The sequence below is a fragment of the Marinomonas sp. THO17 genome, from assembly GCF_040436405.1.
Classification (GTDB): Bacteria; Pseudomonadota; Gammaproteobacteria; order Pseudomonadales; family Marinomonadaceae; genus Marinomonas.
The window spans coordinates 3,853,141-3,868,751 of sequence record NZ_AP031575.1 but is presented as its reverse complement, the minus strand read 5'-3'; the positions used below and the strand labels follow the sequence as shown (position 1 = coordinate 3,868,751).

The 15,611-nt window shown below is 43.3% G+C and carries 16 protein-coding genes; 7 read left to right on the top strand and 9 right to left on the bottom strand.

Annotation, left to right across the window (positions count from 1 at the left end; all coding sequences use genetic code 11):
* Positions 1 to 20: 20 nt before the first annotated feature.
* The 3 genes from ABXS85_RS18240 to ABXS85_RS18230 form a co-directional block, all read right to left on the bottom strand.
* Complete coding sequence (locus tag ABXS85_RS18240) at positions 21 to 1,715, bottom strand: AMP-binding protein (RefSeq protein ID WP_353667954.1); 1,695 nt, start codon at positions 1,713 to 1,715, stop codon at positions 21 to 23.
* A 100-nt stretch (positions 1,716 to 1,815) separates the two neighbouring features.
* Positions 1,816 to 2,130: an SCP2 sterol-binding domain-containing protein gene (locus tag ABXS85_RS18235; RefSeq protein WP_353667953.1), complete on the bottom strand. Its 315-nt coding sequence runs from the start codon at positions 2,128 to 2,130 to the stop codon at positions 1,816 to 1,818.
* A gap of 60 nt (positions 2,131 to 2,190) precedes the next feature.
* Positions 2,191 to 3,996 carry an acyl-CoA dehydrogenase C-terminal domain-containing protein gene (locus ABXS85_RS18230; protein ID WP_353667952.1) on the bottom strand — a complete coding sequence of 602 codons (1,806 nt, stop codon included), beginning with the start codon at positions 3,994 to 3,996 and terminating at the stop codon, positions 2,191 to 2,193.
* Positions 3,997 to 4,379: 383 nt separating this feature from the next.
* Here ABXS85_RS18230 and ABXS85_RS18225 point away from each other — a divergent pair, with 383 nt between their 5' ends.
* The 4 genes from ABXS85_RS18225 (at position 4,380) to ABXS85_RS18210 (ending at position 8,428) form a co-directional block, all read left to right on the top strand.
* Positions 4,380 to 5,273, top strand: coding sequence for a TraB/GumN family protein (locus tag ABXS85_RS18225; protein WP_353667951.1), 894 nt, complete (start codon positions 4,380 to 4,382; stop codon positions 5,271 to 5,273).
* A gap of 83 nt (positions 5,274 to 5,356) precedes the next feature.
* Positions 5,357 to 6,709 carry a flavin-dependent oxidoreductase gene (locus ABXS85_RS18220; RefSeq protein WP_353667950.1) on the top strand — a complete coding sequence of 451 codons (1,353 nt, stop codon included), beginning with the start codon at positions 5,357 to 5,359 and terminating at the stop codon, positions 6,707 to 6,709.
* A gap of 19 nt (positions 6,710 to 6,728) precedes the next feature.
* Positions 6,729 to 7,019: a Dabb family protein gene (locus tag ABXS85_RS18215; protein WP_353667949.1), complete on the top strand. Its 291-nt coding sequence runs from the start codon at positions 6,729 to 6,731 to the stop codon at positions 7,017 to 7,019.
* 116 nt (positions 7,020 to 7,135) lie between these two features.
* The gene (locus ABXS85_RS18210; protein ID WP_353667948.1) at positions 7,136 to 8,428 is read left to right on the top strand and encodes an NCS2 family permease; all 1,293 of its coding nucleotides are present in this window, start codon (positions 7,136 to 7,138) and stop codon (positions 8,426 to 8,428) included.
* A 90-nt stretch (positions 8,429 to 8,518) separates the two neighbouring features.
* Here ABXS85_RS18210 and cpxA read toward each other — a convergent pair whose 3' ends face one another.
* A complete protein-coding gene (cpxA, locus tag ABXS85_RS18205) occupies positions 8,519 to 9,904 on the bottom strand; it encodes an envelope stress sensor histidine kinase CpxA (RefSeq protein WP_353667947.1) in 1,386 nt (461 codons plus the stop codon).
* Positions 9,904 to 10,599: a response regulator gene (locus tag ABXS85_RS18200; RefSeq protein ID WP_353667946.1), complete on the bottom strand. Its 696-nt coding sequence runs from the start codon at positions 10,597 to 10,599 to the stop codon at positions 9,904 to 9,906. The genes cpxA and ABXS85_RS18200 overlap by 1 nt, the downstream gene beginning before the upstream one ends.
* A 180-nt stretch (positions 10,600 to 10,779) precedes the next feature.
* On the opposite strand from ABXS85_RS18200, the gene ABXS85_RS18195 reads away from it, so the two are divergent.
* Entirely contained in the window at positions 10,780 to 11,286 is a 507-nt protein-coding gene (locus tag ABXS85_RS18195) for a CpxP family protein (protein ID WP_353667945.1), read from the top strand.
* A 65-nt stretch (positions 11,287 to 11,351) separates the two neighbouring features.
* Here the strand turns inward: ABXS85_RS18195 and ABXS85_RS18190 are convergent, their stop codons facing one another.
* Positions 11,352 to 11,630, bottom strand: a complete 279-nt coding sequence (locus ABXS85_RS18190; RefSeq protein WP_353667944.1) for a hypothetical protein — start codon at positions 11,628 to 11,630, stop codon at positions 11,352 to 11,354.
* A 198-nt stretch (positions 11,631 to 11,828) separates the two neighbouring features.
* Here ABXS85_RS18190 and ABXS85_RS18185 point away from each other — a divergent pair, with 198 nt between their 5' ends.
* Complete coding sequence (locus ABXS85_RS18185) at positions 11,829 to 12,371, top strand: hypothetical protein (RefSeq protein WP_353667943.1); 543 nt, start codon at positions 11,829 to 11,831, stop codon at positions 12,369 to 12,371.
* An 80-nt stretch (positions 12,372 to 12,451) separates the two neighbouring features.
* On the opposite strand, the gene ABXS85_RS18180 is transcribed toward ABXS85_RS18185, so the two are convergent.
* The 3 genes from ABXS85_RS18180 to ABXS85_RS18170 all read right to left on the bottom strand — a co-directional run bounded on the left by ABXS85_RS18180 (position 12,452) and on the right by ABXS85_RS18170 (position 14,392).
* On the bottom strand, positions 12,452 to 13,450 hold the full coding sequence (locus tag ABXS85_RS18180) for a branched-chain amino acid aminotransferase (RefSeq protein ID WP_353667942.1): 999 nt from the start codon (positions 13,448 to 13,450) through the stop codon (positions 12,452 to 12,454).
* Positions 13,451 to 13,684: 234 nt separating this feature from the next.
* A complete protein-coding gene (locus ABXS85_RS18175; RefSeq protein ID WP_353667941.1) occupies positions 13,685 to 13,972 on the bottom strand; it encodes a DUF1294 domain-containing protein in 288 nt (95 codons plus the stop codon).
* Positions 13,973 to 13,999: 27 nt separating this feature from the next.
* Positions 14,000 to 14,392: a DUF1499 domain-containing protein gene (locus tag ABXS85_RS18170; RefSeq protein ID WP_353667940.1), complete on the bottom strand. Its 393-nt coding sequence runs from the start codon at positions 14,390 to 14,392 to the stop codon at positions 14,000 to 14,002.
* Positions 14,393 to 14,588: 196 nt separating this feature from the next.
* Here ABXS85_RS18170 and ABXS85_RS18165 point away from each other — a divergent pair, with 196 nt between their 5' ends.
* A complete protein-coding gene (locus tag ABXS85_RS18165; RefSeq protein WP_353667939.1) occupies positions 14,589 to 15,488 on the top strand; it encodes a helix-turn-helix transcriptional regulator in 900 nt (299 codons plus the stop codon).
* Positions 15,489 to 15,611 lie beyond the last annotated feature (123 nt).

Sequence of the window (15,611 nt, the reverse complement as noted above, 5' to 3'; positions counted from 1 at the left end):
CACAGAAATAAAAAATGCGCTTAGCCTGCCATTTCTTCGCGCAAAGCACGACGTAATACTTTACCGACATTCGTCTTAGGCAGTTCAGTACGTACTTCAATGTGCTTGGGCACCTTGTAGGCAGCCAAATGCTCCTTACAAAATGCTCTCAGTGTTTCTATATCAATGGTTTCATCCGCTTTCATCACGACGAAAGCTTTTACCGCTTCACCTGTTTTATCATCCGGCACGCCGATGGCAGCCGATTCAAGAATCGAAGGATGGGAGGAAATGCAATCTTCCACTTCTGTTGGATATACATTGAAACCAGACACTATGATCATATCTTTAGCGCGATCAACGATTTGCAAATAACCATCTTCATGCTGCATGGCGATGTCACCCGTGATGAGGAAACCATCTTCGGTCATGACCTCACGGGTCGCATCCTCACGATTCCAATAGCCCTTCATCACTTGCGGGCCACGCACACACAACATACCGGATTCGCCTTGTGGCAATGCCTCACCATTATCACCTTGAATCTTGATGTCGGTTTCACCCACAGGCAAACCAATGGTACCAATGCGTTCTTTACCTATTGGATTGAAAGACACCACAGGTGACGTTTCGGTAAGACCATAGCCTTCAACCACTTGGCAACCCGTAATACGCTTCCACTCATCTGCTGCAGCATGAGTCAAAGGCATGCCACCAGAACAAGTCAACTTCAAGCCGGAAAAATCCAAAGCGCGGAAATCTTCACGGTTGCAAAGCCCAACAAATAAGGTATTCAGGCCAACAAAACCGGTGAACTTCCACTTTTTCAATTCGCTAACAAACCCAGGTAAATCTCGTGGATTCGGGATCAAAATACTGTGCGCACCGCGTTCAAGCAAGGTTAAGCCATGAATCAAGAAAGCATAGATATGATACAAGGGTAAAGGTGCGATGTAGGTTTCTGTTCGTTCTTCAATGATGGTCTCTAAGCGCGAACTTAATTGATACATATTGGCTAACAAGTTAGCGTTTGTCAGCATGGCGCCTTTGGCCACCCCAGTCGTACCACCGGTATATTGCAACACGGCAATCTCAGCGGGTTTAAGTGAGACGGTTTTGACACTTTTACCACGCCCTTTGGCCAAGGCTTGATTAAGGGTTAGCGCTCCTTGAATGTGATATGGTGGTACCATCTTCTTGACGTATTTGACCACCGAATTCACCAACAAACGTTTTACGGGTGAATGTAGATCAGCAATCTGCGTGATAATAACGTGCTGAATGCTGGTTTGAGCCAGAATTTTTTCCACGTTACTCGCCATATTGGCGAACACCACCAAGGCTTTTACATTGGCATCATTAAACTGGTGCTCCAGCTCTTTCGGGGTATAAAGTGGATTGGTATTGACCACCACCATACCCGCTTTCATGGCACCAAAAAGTACAATCGGATACTGGATGATATTAGGTAATTGAATGGCAATACGATCACCGGGTAACAAATCGGTTTCGTTTTGTAAGTAAGCTGCGAACTCATCAGATTTTTCATTCAGTTCACGGTATGTGAGGGTACGACCCACACTGGTATAAGCGGGCAAATCGGAATATTTATCTACCGCATTAGCCAGTACATCCGTTAGACATTGATAGCCACTAGGATTGAGCGAATCTGGTAAATAGCTTCCTGGCATTTTCTCGTTATCTGCGTTGTTATGAGGAGAAGTATCCATTGTCATAAAAAGCTCCAGTTGTTTTTTTTATGTTGGAGAGAATCAAATACAAAAGCCCAACCGCAAGTTTAGCAGTTGAGCTGAAAAGTTTTCTGCAATTTTCTTTTTACTGGGGGAAAATTTGCGTCAACTTTGTTGCTAGCATGATGTCTCCATCTGCACGGATTTTACCTTGCATGAAGGCTTGCATGCCATCTAATTCACCACTCATTACGTCTTTCAATGTCGCAAGATCCATGCTGAGAGTAACAGTAGGATCATCATGCTCTCCTTCGCCCATGTCGCATTTACCTTCATCAATGCTTAGGTAATAACTATCAGCATCATCTAAATCAAATTGAAAAACCGCTTCCATGTCATCCGCTTCGTCAGCATCGAAACGATTTAACATAGAATCAAAAACAGCTTTAGCATCGCTCATAACACACCTCGTTTTATTCTGTCTTTTGCTGCCCTGATATCAGGGCAGCTATTTTTACTGTTAAGCATTTAGGAATAGGAAGTTATCTTCGTCCATATCCAGTAAATTATCAGCACCAGACAACATGGCTTCTACATGCGCTTTGGTACGCGGCAAAATACGATCATAGTAGAAAGTAGCTGTCTGCAGCTTAGCAGTGTAGAAACCGACTTCATTTGTTCCTTCGTCTAGCTTGTTTTTCGCCGTAATTGCCATACGAGCCCAGAAGTAAGCCAAGACAACATAACCTGAGAACATAAGGTAATCCACCGACGCAGCACCCACTTCTTCTTTGTTGCGCATGGCTTTCATGCCAATTTTCATGGTCACATCGCCCCACTCGCTGTTCAATTTATCCAGTGCGGAGATGTAAGACTTGAAGCGCTTGTCACCTTTGTGCTCTTTACAGAACTTATGAACAATCTTAGTGAAGCGACGTAGGGTTGCACCTTGCGTCATCAGCACTTTACGACCCAATAGATCAAGAGCCTGAATGCCCGTTGTACCTTCATACAACATAGCAATACGACAATCACGTACGTTTTGTTCCATACCCCATTCAGCAATGAAACCGTGACCACCGAAAACCTGCAAACCGTGGTTGGCCGCTTCGAAGCCGGTTTCTGTCAAGAAGGCTTTGGCAATTGGCGTCAACAAGGACATCAACTCTTCTGCTTCTTCTTTCTCTTCTTTGCTGCCGTGTTTGGTGCTATCAACCAACATTGAGCAGTAATGGATCATCGCACGACCACCTTCAGCGAAGGCTTTTTGCGTCAGCAGCATACGACGCACATCTGGGTGAACGATAATTGGATCTGCGGCTTTTTCAGGCGCTTTAGCACCAGATAGAGCACGCATTTGCAAACGGTCTTTGGCGTAAGCAACCGAGTTTTGTAGCGCCCACTCAGAATGCGCCAAACCTTGCATTGCCGTACCCAAACGCGCCGCATTCATAAAGGTAAACATGCAGTTCAAGCCACGGTTTGGTGGTCCAATCAAGAAGCCTTTAGCACCATCAAAATTCATCACACAAGTTGCGTTACCATGGATGCCCATCTTATGTTCGATGGAACCACACGCCAATTGATTACGATCGGCTTTTTCACCTGCGTCATCCACGTTAAACTTAGGGACGATAAACAATGAGATGCCTTTGGTACCCGCTGGTGCATCTGGCAATCGCGCCAATACAATGTGAACTATGTTCTCTGCCATATCATGTTCACCAGCAGAGATAAAGATTTTCGTACCTGTAATAGCGTAACTGCCATCTTCTTGCGGCTCAGCCTTGGTTTTCAACATGCCCAAATCCGTACCGCAATGTGGTTCTGTCAAACACATGGTACCTGTCCACTCACCAGACACGAGTTTAGTCAGGTAAGTTTGTTTCTGCTCATCCGTACCATGTTGTTCAATGGTGTTCATTGCGCCATGACTCAAACCTGGGTACATACCCCAAGACCAGTTAGATGTGGAGATCATTTCGGTGACCAACATACCAAGCGAATCTGGTAAACCCTGTCCACCCATTTCTTCAGGGTGAGACAAAGACGGCCAACCACCTTCAACGTATTGCTGGTAAGCTTCTTTAAAACCTTCAGGTGTTGTGACGACACCGTCGTTGAATTGGCAACCTTGCTGATCGCCTATACGGTTTAGAGGAGAAAGAACACGCTCAGCAAACTTGGCACCTTCTTCTAGAATCGCAGACACCATATCTGGTGTGGCTTCTTCTGCACCAGGTAACTTTGCGTAATGACCGTAAATATCCAGAACTTCTTCTGTGACAAATTTAATATCGCGCAAAGGCGCTTTGTATTCAGGCATGGCCTATAACCTCTTATTGTTTTTGTGGAAGCGTTCCAGAACGAACCCTTTCGATACTAGAAAGATTCGTCTATAAAGCCCATTCTCTCAATAACAAAAGATGCCAAAGTTAATGACAAAATACACCAGAGCCAAAAACACTGGGATTTATGCTTGATTCAAGATGCCCCAATAACACCCTAAAAGTATTTTTAAAACTCAATAAAGCTAATATATTCAGCACCCTATAAAAAAGCATCATGGTACAAAACCAATTCGAAGCAAAAGCATCTAAATCCTTTTGACAAAACAGCAGACTAACAAAGATCATCAAGCAAAATGATGTTTGCCCTCCTAAAAATCGCCATATACTTGTTCCTAGTTCCCTCTTATTGATACTCTGCATGACATCAGTTTCTAATATAGACGAAGTCATGATGAAGAGCTCAATTAAATGCCTAATCACGCTAATCACCAGTTTAGTCTTACCCGCTCATGGCGCATCGGTATGGAAGATATCAAGTGATAACAGTCATATCTTCTTAGGAGGAACCATACATGTGTTGAGTCCAGAGGATTATCCTTTACCCTCAGCTTATGATCAGGCTTATCAAAGTGCGGATGTTGTCGTTTTTGAAACCAACCTTAATGCCTTAAACCAAGGCCGTTTTCAACGCCAACTTCAATCGGTAATGATGCTTCCAAATGATGACAAACTTCATCAGTATTTGGATAAAATCACCTTTATGCGACTCAGTGACTACTTAGCTCGTCACCAAATTCCTTACAGCCGAGTCGAAAACTTCACACCTGCTGCTTTATCATTCTTTTTAACCTTACAGGCACTCAATGAATTTGGTATGACTCAGGAAGGGGTCGATCTTCACTTTGCTAAAAAAGCCCAACAAGATGGCAAAACGCAGCTCTGGCTGGAGACACCAGAAGAGCAAATTGCCCTGCTCAATAGTCTTAACCACATAGGGGCAAACACCATAATTCACTATACTTTAGACGACATCAACGACCTCCCTAGCACTATGACTAAAATTAAAAAAAGCTGGCGCTCTGGGAAGTTAGAGGCATTAAATGAGAATGAAATAATGGAGTTTAAAACGGATTATCCCGACGTTTATTATGCCCTCCTCACCCAACGCAATGCGCAATGGGCGCCCCAAATAAAACAAATGCTCAATACTCCTCAAATAGAGTTCATTATGGTTGGTGCTTTACACTTGGCTGGCCCAGACAGCGTCTTAAGGACATTGTCTGAACAAGGCTATCGCATCGAACAATGGTGATAGTGGACAAATACGCGATTGTATAGGGAGACAGTGTTAGGGATAATAACCGTTTAAAGATAAAACTGTGGATCCTCTCAACTATGACCTCTAGCTACATGACCTCTAATAACAAAAATAGCAACACGACCTCTAATAACAAAAAACCTATCCTGATCGCTGGTGGTGGTATTGGTGGATTGGCACTAGCCTTAACACTTCATCAAATCGGCCAACCTTGTCTAGTATTGGAATCCGTTGCGGAATTAAAACCCCTTGGCGTTGGTATCAATATCCAACCTAACGCCGTGCGGGAATTGTATGATCTTGGCTTAGGCCAAAGCTATCTCGATACCATTGGTATTCAAACCAAAGAATGGACCTTAGTAGGACTCAACGGCAAAGAGGTGTACAGTGAGCCGCGAGGCATAGACGCGGGATATCACTGGCCACAATATTCCGTGCATCGTGGTGAGTTACAAATGCTACTGTATCGCACTGCTTTAGAACGTCTTGGTAACGACAAGATTAAAACCGGTCATAAAATCACTCATTACCAAAATACGGCAGATGGCGTGATCGCCACTGTCAGCTTAACAAACGGGGAAGAAATTCAATTAGAAGGATCCTTACTGATTGCGGCCGACGGACTTCACTCCGCGGTACGTGCCCAAATGTACCCTCAGCAACCGCCTATTCATTGGGGTGGTGCAGTGATGTGGCGAGGCACGACTCAAGCCAAGCCCATTCGCACAGGTGCTTCATTCGTCGGCTTAGGCACACACCATCACAGAATTGTCTTCTATCCAATTACACCAGCCGATCCCCAAACAGGTCTCGCTACCATTAATTGGATTGCCGAAGTCACCATGGACAATTCAGCAGGTTGGACCAGTGGCGACTGGAATAAAAAAGTCGAGTTAGAGGATTTCATCCATCATTTCGACGATTGGAATTATGACTGGGTCGACATTCAAGGCTTGTTAAGAGGTGCGCAAGAAGTCTTTGAATACCCAATGATAGACAGAGACCCGGTGCCAAGCTGGGTAGAAGGTAATGTAGCATTGATGGGAGACGCTGCTCACATTATGTATCCGACAGGTTCCAATGGTGCCAGTCAAGCAATTGTCGATGCTCGCGTACTTGGGGCAGCCATACTCAAATTCGGTGCAACCCAAACCGCCCTCAATGAATTCAATAACACCTTGTGTGAGGATATTTCTGCCGTTGTCTTACGCAATCGAGGTGCTGGACCCTTTGTGATTTTGAACGAACTGGACAAACGTTGCGGTGGTGTCTTTGACGATATTGAGGCCGTTTTCCCCGCTCAAGAACGTCAAGACTTAATGGCTAAGTACAAAGCCGCAGCAGGTTATGCAATGGAGGCGCTTAATAACGCTTCCCCAACGGTAGACGTAGCCACACCAACTCAAAGCCAAAAACGTAAGGCCTCTTAGATTGATTTGAAGGAATACCATGCTACAACATTATGTCTTTATTAAGTATCAGGACAATGTCCCGGGTGCACACATTAATTCTTTTATTGAAAAAATGCAGGCCTTGAGACACAGCATTGTAGAAATAAAAGCACTGCACATTGGCCGAGATGAGTTAAAAGAAAATCGCAGCTGGGATCTCATCTTGGATATGCAGTTTGATTCCCTTGAGGATTTAAGACACTATCAAAGTCATCCTGAACACCAAGCTGCCATGGCCTTTAACAGCCCTCATGTAGCAGATGTAGGCGCCATCGACTTTCATAAATAACCCTCCTCTTTGTGCAGTCAATTTTTTGCAATATTGTCTGCACAAAGTGCACTTATTTTTTTATACTTACGCCGTTTTTTTAACCCTTAAAACTAAACCACAATTAAGGCAATTCAATGCTTGAACGTTTATTTCAACTAAAAGCACATAATACCAATGTGCGCAACGAAGTGGTTGGCGGTATTACCACCTTCCTAACCATGGCTTACATCATTTTCGTAAACCCTTCTATTTTGTCTCAAGCGGGCATGGATTCAGGCGCAGTATTTGTTGCCACCTGTCTCGCAGCAGCAATCGGCTGTTTCATCATGGGATTGTACGCTAATTATCCTATTGCAATGGCTCCAGGTATGGGCCTCAATGCTTTTTTCACCTATGGTGTGGTATTGGGCATGGGCTATTCTTGGGAGCAAGCGTTAGGCGCGGTATTCTTATCCGGTATCTTGTTTATCCTGATCAGTGTGTTCCGTATTCGTGAATGGGTTATTAATGCCATTCCGTCTTCTTTGAAGTTAGGTATTGCTGCTGGTATTGGTTTATTCTTGGCCATGATCGCTTTGCAAAACGCTGGCATCATCATCAAAAATCCTGCCACCATAGTGGCCCTAGGAGACCTGTCTTCTCCTTCCGCTATTTTCGGTCTCATGGGCTTTTTCATTATTTGTGCTCTAGCCTACCTTAACGTCACTGGTGCAGTAATGATTGGTATTTTAATCATTACACTCTTGTCTATGGTGTTAGGCCAAAGTCAATTTGGTGGTTTGATGTCTATGCCACCTTCTATTGCCCCCACTTTCTTGGCCATGGACATTGAAGGCGCTTTCCAAATATCCATGATCAGTGTGGTATTCGCTTTCTTCTTCGTCGACCTATTTGATACCTCTGGCACCTTAATCGGCGTGGGCCAACGTGGTGGTTTATTGGATAAGAATGGCAACCTACCCCGCTTGAAAAAAGCGCTATTAGCGGATTCAACTGCGACCGTTGCTGGTGCCGCTTTGGGCACCTCTTCTACCACCAGCTACATTGAAAGTGCATCGGGCGTGGCAGCAGGTGGTCGCACTGGCCTTACCGCTGTAGTGGTTGCAGTCTTATTTTTGCTGAGCTTGTTCTTTGCTCCATTAGCAGGCTCTATCCCAGCTTATGCAACCGCTGGCGCACTTTTGTATGTCGCTGTCTTGATGACCAGTAGCCTGGCACGGGTTGAATGGGATGACATCTCTGAAGCGGCACCGGTGTTAATCGCCGCATTTACCATGCCGTTGACCTACTCCATTGCCGATGGCATCGCCTTGTCATTCATCAGCTATGCCGTCATCAAGCTTCTTTCAGGACAAGGCAAACAAGTTAGCCTTGCTGTTTACGCTTTGGCGGCCTTGTTTATCGCAAAGTTTTTTGTTTTTGTATAGGACAAAAAACAACCAATAAAAATGGGAAGCCAATTGGCTTCCCATTTTTCATCTTTCGACCCTGTTAATGATCAAAGACCACCTTCCTCGTTAAGACAAGGGCAAAACCACCTCAACCAATAATCCTCCAAGGGAGCTTTTCTTAGCTTGTATGCTGCCATTGTGCTGACGAATCGCATTTTCTGAAATGGCCAAGCCTAACCCTGTGCCACCAGAATGGCGATCTCGAGCCGTGGATACTCGATAGAAAGGTCGAAAAATAGATTCCAGTTCTTTCTCAGGAACACCATCACCATCGTCTTCAACCCCCACCAAAAGACGATTCGCCTGCAATGTCAAAGACACTTTTACGGTACTTTTGCTGTAATAAATGGCGTTACGTATAATGTTTTCTAATGCACTCATTAATAATTGTAGATGACACAGAATATCGCGATTCGGAATGTCCGGTAACTCCAACACTTTGTGCATTTGTTCTGCTTCAAACTTACTGTCTGCAAACATCTCTTCAAATACACTAGATAAGGGCTGGCGTTCACGAATCAGATGACTGTCAACTTGTAAGCTGGACAATTCCAATAATTTGAAAATCATTTGTTCCAGTCGCTGCGCTTCAAGATCAATTCGCTCAAGTTCAAGACTATCTCCTTGTTTACGAGACGCCAAAGCTTGTGCCATACGCAAGCGAGTGAGCGGAGATCTAAGTTCATGTGAGATATCCGATAACAACCTTTGTTGGCGGCTGATCATCATATTCACAGCTTCTACCATTTGATTGAAGCTGGCACCCGCCTGTCGAAATTCCTGCGGCCCTTTTTCCAATGTCGGATCGGTTTCAAACACACCTTGTGACACACGTTTTGCGGCCTTCTCTAAACGCCTAGCAGGCTGACTTAATGCCCACGCAAGCCACAATAAAAATGGCGTACTGACCAACATCACAAGCAATAACAAGCGCAATGGATGATCAAACAATTGCAATAAAAAATGCGGCGGTTCATTCCAACGATTGGCAATGATCAGATATAAATCTTGATGAGCAAGATAAATAGGAATAGGCCCAGAAAACATCATTTTTCCATACAGACGCTGACGCGGTATTTCTGGGTTATTTATACTAGAAACAAAGTTACGTAAAGAACGGTCAATAAAGTCAGGACGTTCTAGCAAGGTCAATACATTGCCATCGAGGTCCGTTAAAAACAAACTCATACGACGATCATCTTTATCTTTTTGACGCTGTGGACGACCTTCCAATAGCTTAATAACAGGTTCAATGCTTTGCGCATCGGCAAAGCGATCTTCCAATCGATCACGAATCTTGAGCATCACCCCATAATGATGAGGTGAAATCGCACGACTTTTACGAGGATCAAGATGTGGTAGGGTAAGCACAGCCATCACGATAAGGAACATAGTAAACCAGAAAATAGCGAATATTCGACCATACAAACTGGTGATTTTGGGCAATCTCATCAGCTCCCCTCGACCAATAAATACCCCCGGCCACGTAAGGTTTTGATTCGCACCTTACCATTATCCCAATTAGGCAACTTTTTTCGTAAATTGGAGACGTGCATGTCCACGGCTCTATCGAATGCTGAGAGACGTTTACCCAACACCTCAAGACTCAAATCTTCTTTCCTCAATACCTGCCCTGGACGTTGTAAGAAATAATATAGCAAGGCAAATTCCGTGCTGGTTAAATCCAATAATGTCCCTTGGCAATAGGCTTCTAATCTTCCCGGGAACAATTTCAGATCGTAATACTCAAAGCCGTCTGACAGCTTTTCTTTTTCGCTGACCACTGGCGCTTGGGTTCGACGCAAAATAGCGCGAATACGCGCCAATAATTCTCTTTCACTAAAAGGCTTAGGTAGATAATCGTCTGCGCCTAACTCTAACCCCACCACACGATCAATTTCGTCGCCTTTTGCGGTCAACATCAGCACTGGGACAGACCATTTTTCTCTCAGTCGTTTTAACGTATCGAACCCATTCAATCTGGGCATCATCACATCCAACAGAACCAAATCCACAGTATCACTCATTGCAAGTAAACCAGCCTCACCATCGTAGGCAGTCGACACTTGAAAGTTTTCAAACGACAAAACTTCCTTAAGCAAATCACTCAACTCATTATCATCATCAATGATTAAAATATGTGTCATCTTCTTCTCAAACCTTTCTGAACCTGCAACCTATTTTACGTTGAAATAGCGCTTGATTTTTACATTTTACGATACTTTACCATGCTCAGACCGCGATTTACCCAGCAAATCCTAATCTAATTCTCATGCATTCGAACGCTGCCCAAAAAACTAATCTGTCATTATATTGAGGATCAGACAATGAAATTTACTAAGCAACTTATCATCGCTTCCCTTGTTCTACCTTTAACATTGGGTGCAAGCACCAGTTTTGCGTATGATAACAAAGGTCACAAAGGCCCACGTGGGCCACAACAAGAATGCCGTATGGGCGATTTTGATCGTGGCATGATGAAGGAATTAGCCCTAACCGATAATCAAAAAGAGCAATTAAAAGAACTGCGCAAAGCTCATCGCGATGCAATGAAAGCCAAGTTTGAAAAGGCACCGAAGCCAGACACGGCCGCTCGTGAAGCACATATGAACCAATTAAAAGAGCTAATGATGGCAGACACTTTTGACTCAGCTAAGGCCATTGAATTGGCTAAAGAAATGAGCGAAAAACGTATTGAACGCCAAGTGAATATGTTGAGTCAACAACATAAAATGCTAAGCATATTAACGCCGGAGCAAAAAACTAAGTTCTTTGAATTGCAACAAGAACGCGCGAGAGATTGTGACAAGCCAGGTAAAGGCAAGCGCCACTAAGATCTTCAGCAAAAACAGAAAGGCAGCATAGGCTGCCTTTCTGCAAATATTGCAATATTACTCTTCTAATGACGTTTCCAAATGCGCGCTACGGCTCGATCACTGCCCAATAACCCAACCACTTCACACACCAGACCGGTCACACCAAACAAGATAACTGGAATGATGCCAGCTACTTGGCCCGTTAATAAGGCAACATAAACGGAAATTGCGGCAATCACTAAACACAAAATGCCAAGAAACAACAAGACCTTACGATGGGAAGGTTTGTAGTCAAATTCCCCTGTACCATTCTCAAAGGGTTTTAGAATAGGAGTACAAATCTGTTTTAGTAAAGCTTTCATCCTTTTATCCAACTTCTTAGTTCACTGTTAGTGTTTCATTTATAACGAAAAAACCTTTTGCCATCAAAATAAAACGCCAACTACTTAAACTTTAAACAAAAAGAGTCGACAAACTTAAGGAAGGTACGAATAAGTCTTCCTTAATAGAAAACAAAACAGCTTCCGCAGAGAAGCGACCTTATTGAAATGGAGAAGAAGATGAACAAACTGCTATTAGTCGGATGTGCGACTGCTGCATTCACCCTATCTAATGTGACACAAGCAGAGTCAATTTTTACCTTTCTCGATTATGGTAAAGGCACCGTAGACGTTGACTCTTCTGATGATGAATACACCTCTCTTTCCGGTGCTTTTGATCTTTCTGGTAGCTCTTATATCGCATTCGAATCAACAGAATATGGCAGTATCGACGTTATGGCTGTGGGCGCAGGCTTGTATTCTAATGTTGGAAGACAGTCTAACATTTTTGTCCAGCTGCAATATATTGAAGTGGATTTTGGACGCTCTGATGACACAGGTTACCGCCTAAGCGCAGGCTTACGAACCACCATTTCTGACCGAGTCGAATTAGAAGGTAAACTCAAATACGACGATGTATTTTCTGAAACGGATTCCAGCTTTGCAGTAGCTGCACGCTACTATGTCACGAAAAACTTTTCTGTGGCTGCTAACTTCGACAGTGCTGAAATAGCAAATCGCAACTATGATGCCATGTTCGCATCATTACGTTTAAACTTCTAACGCCTTATCAAACAAAAAAAGCGCTTGAGGCCTTCTAACAAGATAAGCCTCAAGCGCTTTTTAATAGACAACAAACCTATTTAAACGACTTTCGTTAACCAGTTGTGCTTGTCTTCTGTCTTACCCCATTGAATATCATTCAATGCTTGACGTAGTTTTTGTGCAATGGGTCCTGGTTCACCGCTGCCTACACTGTGATCTTTACCTCGATAAATAAAGGTACCTACTGACGTCAATACCGCAGCCGTGCCAGACAATACTGCTTCTGTTTCGGGTTTCGCAGCGCGCTCTAAAAGTTCATCTACGCTAACATCACGCTCAGATACCGTCATGCCTAACTCTTTGGCAATGGTCAAAATAGAAGAGCGTGTCACCCCATGCAAGAAGCTGGTATCTAATCCTTTAGTGATGATTTCATTACCATCAATCAATAAGAAGTTCGCTGCCCCAGTTTCTTGTACATCCCCATTCGGACAGAACAAAATTTGGTCTGCTTGCACTTCTTGATGAGCTTTTGTAAAAGGTCCTAAAGCGCTGGCGTAGTTACCACCACTTTTCACCATGCCCATATGCGGAGCACAACGCATGCCTTCTTCGTCCAATAACACGCGTAACGCTTTTGCTCCGCCAGTAAAATAATCCCCTACTGGAGACAATAAAACATAAACCATGGAAGACGCAGTCGGGGCAGCTGCTTTACCAATAGCCGCTTCCGTACCAATATGAGTAGGACGAATGTACATAGAACCAGGAGGCGCTGGTACCTCATCGGCAAATTCGGCCACCACATCCAAAATCATTTGCGATACTTGCGCTTCATCTAATTCTGGCAAGGATAATAAACGGCTACTTTGAGCGAGACGTTTGACGTTTTGGTCCATTCGAAACACATGCACACTGCCGTCTTCATGGCGAAATGCCTTCAAACCTTCAAAGCAGGTACTGGAATAATGCAAGACGTGAGCGCCTGGATGCATTTGAATACTATCCGCTGCAACTATTTCTGCTTTACTCCACTGATTATTCTCGAATGTCGCCACTGCCATCTTGGGCATAAAAACGCTACCAAAAGCCGCCATTAGTGTTTCCTAAATTGAGTTAAATAAAGACAGAAGGAGCCATTATTAGTAACTGCTCTTTCAATTGATAAATAGTAAAACGGAACAGGGTTTGAAGGAAGAGAATCCAAGCGGAAAAGCCAATAAAATCTTAATCTCCCTCCTATTTAGCGAATGACTGTCGATTTTTCCGAACACTGCCCTATTTAATTCGCCCGAACAGTTAAGATCAAGGTTGGGGCTTTGTTGGTGGGCTTATTCCAACCTTCCCCAATCCGTACTGACCGCTAATACAAATAAGAGTAAATTCATAAACACAGTCAACCAAAAGATCAATAGAAAAGGCTTTTTTCTGATTTTGTGACGAAATACTTTTTGCCCAAGTAAAGCGCCAATCCAGCCACCAAATAAAGACAACAAGTGCAAACTGGATTCCTGAACGCGCCATTGCTGACGCATCGCGGCATATTTATCCAACCCATAAGCTACAAAGGTCAGCAAACTCAATGCAATATACCAATACAAAAGAAAGTCAAACAGCATACTGCATGGATTCCTTTAAGCACTAAATTAAGAAGTAGAGTGTGCTACCAAGATTGTACGAACAGTCTCCATTCGTTTACGATTCACACCCAAATCTGAATACCCTACTCTGGAAGCGGAACGAATATGAATCGTGGTCAAATTTGGCGACTCTTCTACAAAATAAAATTCCACGTCATCGACAAACCGAAACAAAGCGGATCTAAATTCCGCACGCAGATAATTCGTTTCCTTGGCCACCACAGTCACGCGTTTTGTTTCCTTTAGGATGGTTTCTATGGCTTCATATGCTTGATGAAGCTGACCTGGAAACAATAAGGGATCAATGTAGTGCTCTCTATCTTGCGCTTGGCTACTGACACAATTTGGTTTATTCGAACAGGCCGCTAATTGACCCTGATTTACACCCAGTTTTGCCATGTTACTCTCCAACTTAAACCACGGACACTCGTATTATTAAATTTTGTTTTAAACAAGAGTAAGGCAGAGTTTACCATCTAAAAAGGATATTTTATGCTGCTTACTATGAATTTCAGGTTAACGTACTAAGGTAAGGTGCTTCCGCGCTGTAAGGTGCTTCCGCGCTGCCCTAAATAAAAAAGAGCGATTATCTTTAATGAAGCATGCCATTGAATCGAGAGATCTGCCTAAAGTTGAATTCCATAAAACAAAGCAACAAACTCGCCATTTTGAAGTAACTAAGCTTGAGGATTTATTATCTAAAATTCCTATATCCACCTCTAAAGTATCTGAACAAGCCTCTCCTACCCAGCCTCATAGATTAAATTTCCACCTTTTGTTTCTTATCACCGAAGGTGAATTTCGCCACCAATACGATGGCAAAGACATTTCTCTTTCTGCACAACACACTATGATGATTCATAAAAATCAAGTACATGCTTTTAAAAAGCACACCAGCAACGCCAAAGGCTACTTATTATTTCTTTCTGAAGAGGTCTGGCCTGAATTGGTAGAATCACGAATACGCCATTGGGGGACACTCTATGAGCCCATGCACACCCTTGAAACAGAAGATTTTAAAAACTGTCTTAACCTAGTAGAAATATTAGCCACGGAACAAAATCGCACCAAAGAATCGGTCAGATTCCCCTATTTACTACTTTCCGCCCTGCTCAATTTAGTATTTCAAAGCTGGCCTAAGCTACATGCCACTCAGTCGGAACAATCCACACAAACCTACCTCAACTTTAGACACTTTCTTGAAAATGAATTTCATCAAACACGTGACGCCAAACATTATGCGAAACGACTAGGCATCAGCTATAAAACACTCAACAATCTGTGTAAGACATTTACCCAGCAAACAGCCAAAGCACTGATCGACGACTTTGTTACGCTAGAAGCCAAACGTCTATTATTAACTGAAGAAAAACCATTATTTTACATAGCGCTATCGCTTGGCTTTCAAGAAAGCACTAATTTCAATAAATTTTTTAAACGACAAATAGGCTACACTCCGCATCAATTTAGGTTGCTTTATCTTTCTAAAGGTTAGGGATTAACCCTAAAAAGACACAGTATTACCTTTTATTCCATGGCTTTTGTAAGAAACAATACTGCTATTGAAAAACATCAATCCAGTTGTTTTGAAACAATACTTTCAGTAAGAGGTAAACCT

Bases quoted from the DNA above. Each gene is read 5' to 3' on its own strand.
- ABXS85_RS18240 (WP_353667954.1), bottom strand. From the start codon at position 1,715: ATGACAATGGATACTTCTCCTCATAACAACGCAGATAACGAGAAAATG.
- ABXS85_RS18235 (WP_353667953.1), bottom strand. From the start codon at position 2,130: ATGAGCGATGCTAAAGCTGTTTTTGATTCTATGTTAAATCGTTTCGAT.
- ABXS85_RS18230 (WP_353667952.1), bottom strand. From the start codon at position 3,996: ATGCCTGAATACAAAGCGCCTTTGCGCGATATTAAATTTGTCACAGAA.
- ABXS85_RS18225 (WP_353667951.1), top strand. From the start codon at position 4,380: ATGACATCAGTTTCTAATATAGACGAAGTCATGATGAAGAGCTCAATT.
- ABXS85_RS18220 (WP_353667950.1), top strand. From the start codon at position 5,357: ATGACCTCTAGCTACATGACCTCTAATAACAAAAATAGCAACACGACC.
- ABXS85_RS18215 (WP_353667949.1), top strand. From the start codon at position 6,729: ATGCTACAACATTATGTCTTTATTAAGTATCAGGACAATGTCCCGGGT.
- ABXS85_RS18210 (WP_353667948.1), top strand. From the start codon at position 7,136: ATGCTTGAACGTTTATTTCAACTAAAAGCACATAATACCAATGTGCGC.
- cpxA (WP_353667947.1), bottom strand. From the start codon at position 9,904: ATGAGATTGCCCAAAATCACCAGTTTGTATGGTCGAATATTCGCTATT.
- ABXS85_RS18200 (WP_353667946.1), bottom strand. From the start codon at position 10,599: ATGACACATATTTTAATCATTGATGATGATAATGAGTTGAGTGATTTG.
- ABXS85_RS18195 (WP_353667945.1), top strand. From the start codon at position 10,780: ATGAAATTTACTAAGCAACTTATCATCGCTTCCCTTGTTCTACCTTTA.
- ABXS85_RS18190 (WP_353667944.1), bottom strand. From the start codon at position 11,630: ATGAAAGCTTTACTAAAACAGATTTGTACTCCTATTCTAAAACCCTTT.
- ABXS85_RS18185 (WP_353667943.1), top strand. From the start codon at position 11,829: ATGAACAAACTGCTATTAGTCGGATGTGCGACTGCTGCATTCACCCTA.
- ABXS85_RS18180 (WP_353667942.1), bottom strand. From the start codon at position 13,450: ATGGCGGCTTTTGGTAGCGTTTTTATGCCCAAGATGGCAGTGGCGACA.
- ABXS85_RS18175 (WP_353667941.1), bottom strand. From the start codon at position 13,972: ATGCTGTTTGACTTTCTTTTGTATTGGTATATTGCATTGAGTTTGCTG.
- ABXS85_RS18170 (WP_353667940.1), bottom strand. From the start codon at position 14,392: ATGGCAAAACTGGGTGTAAATCAGGGTCAATTAGCGGCCTGTTCGAAT.
- ABXS85_RS18165 (WP_353667939.1), top strand. From the start codon at position 14,589: ATGAAGCATGCCATTGAATCGAGAGATCTGCCTAAAGTTGAATTCCAT.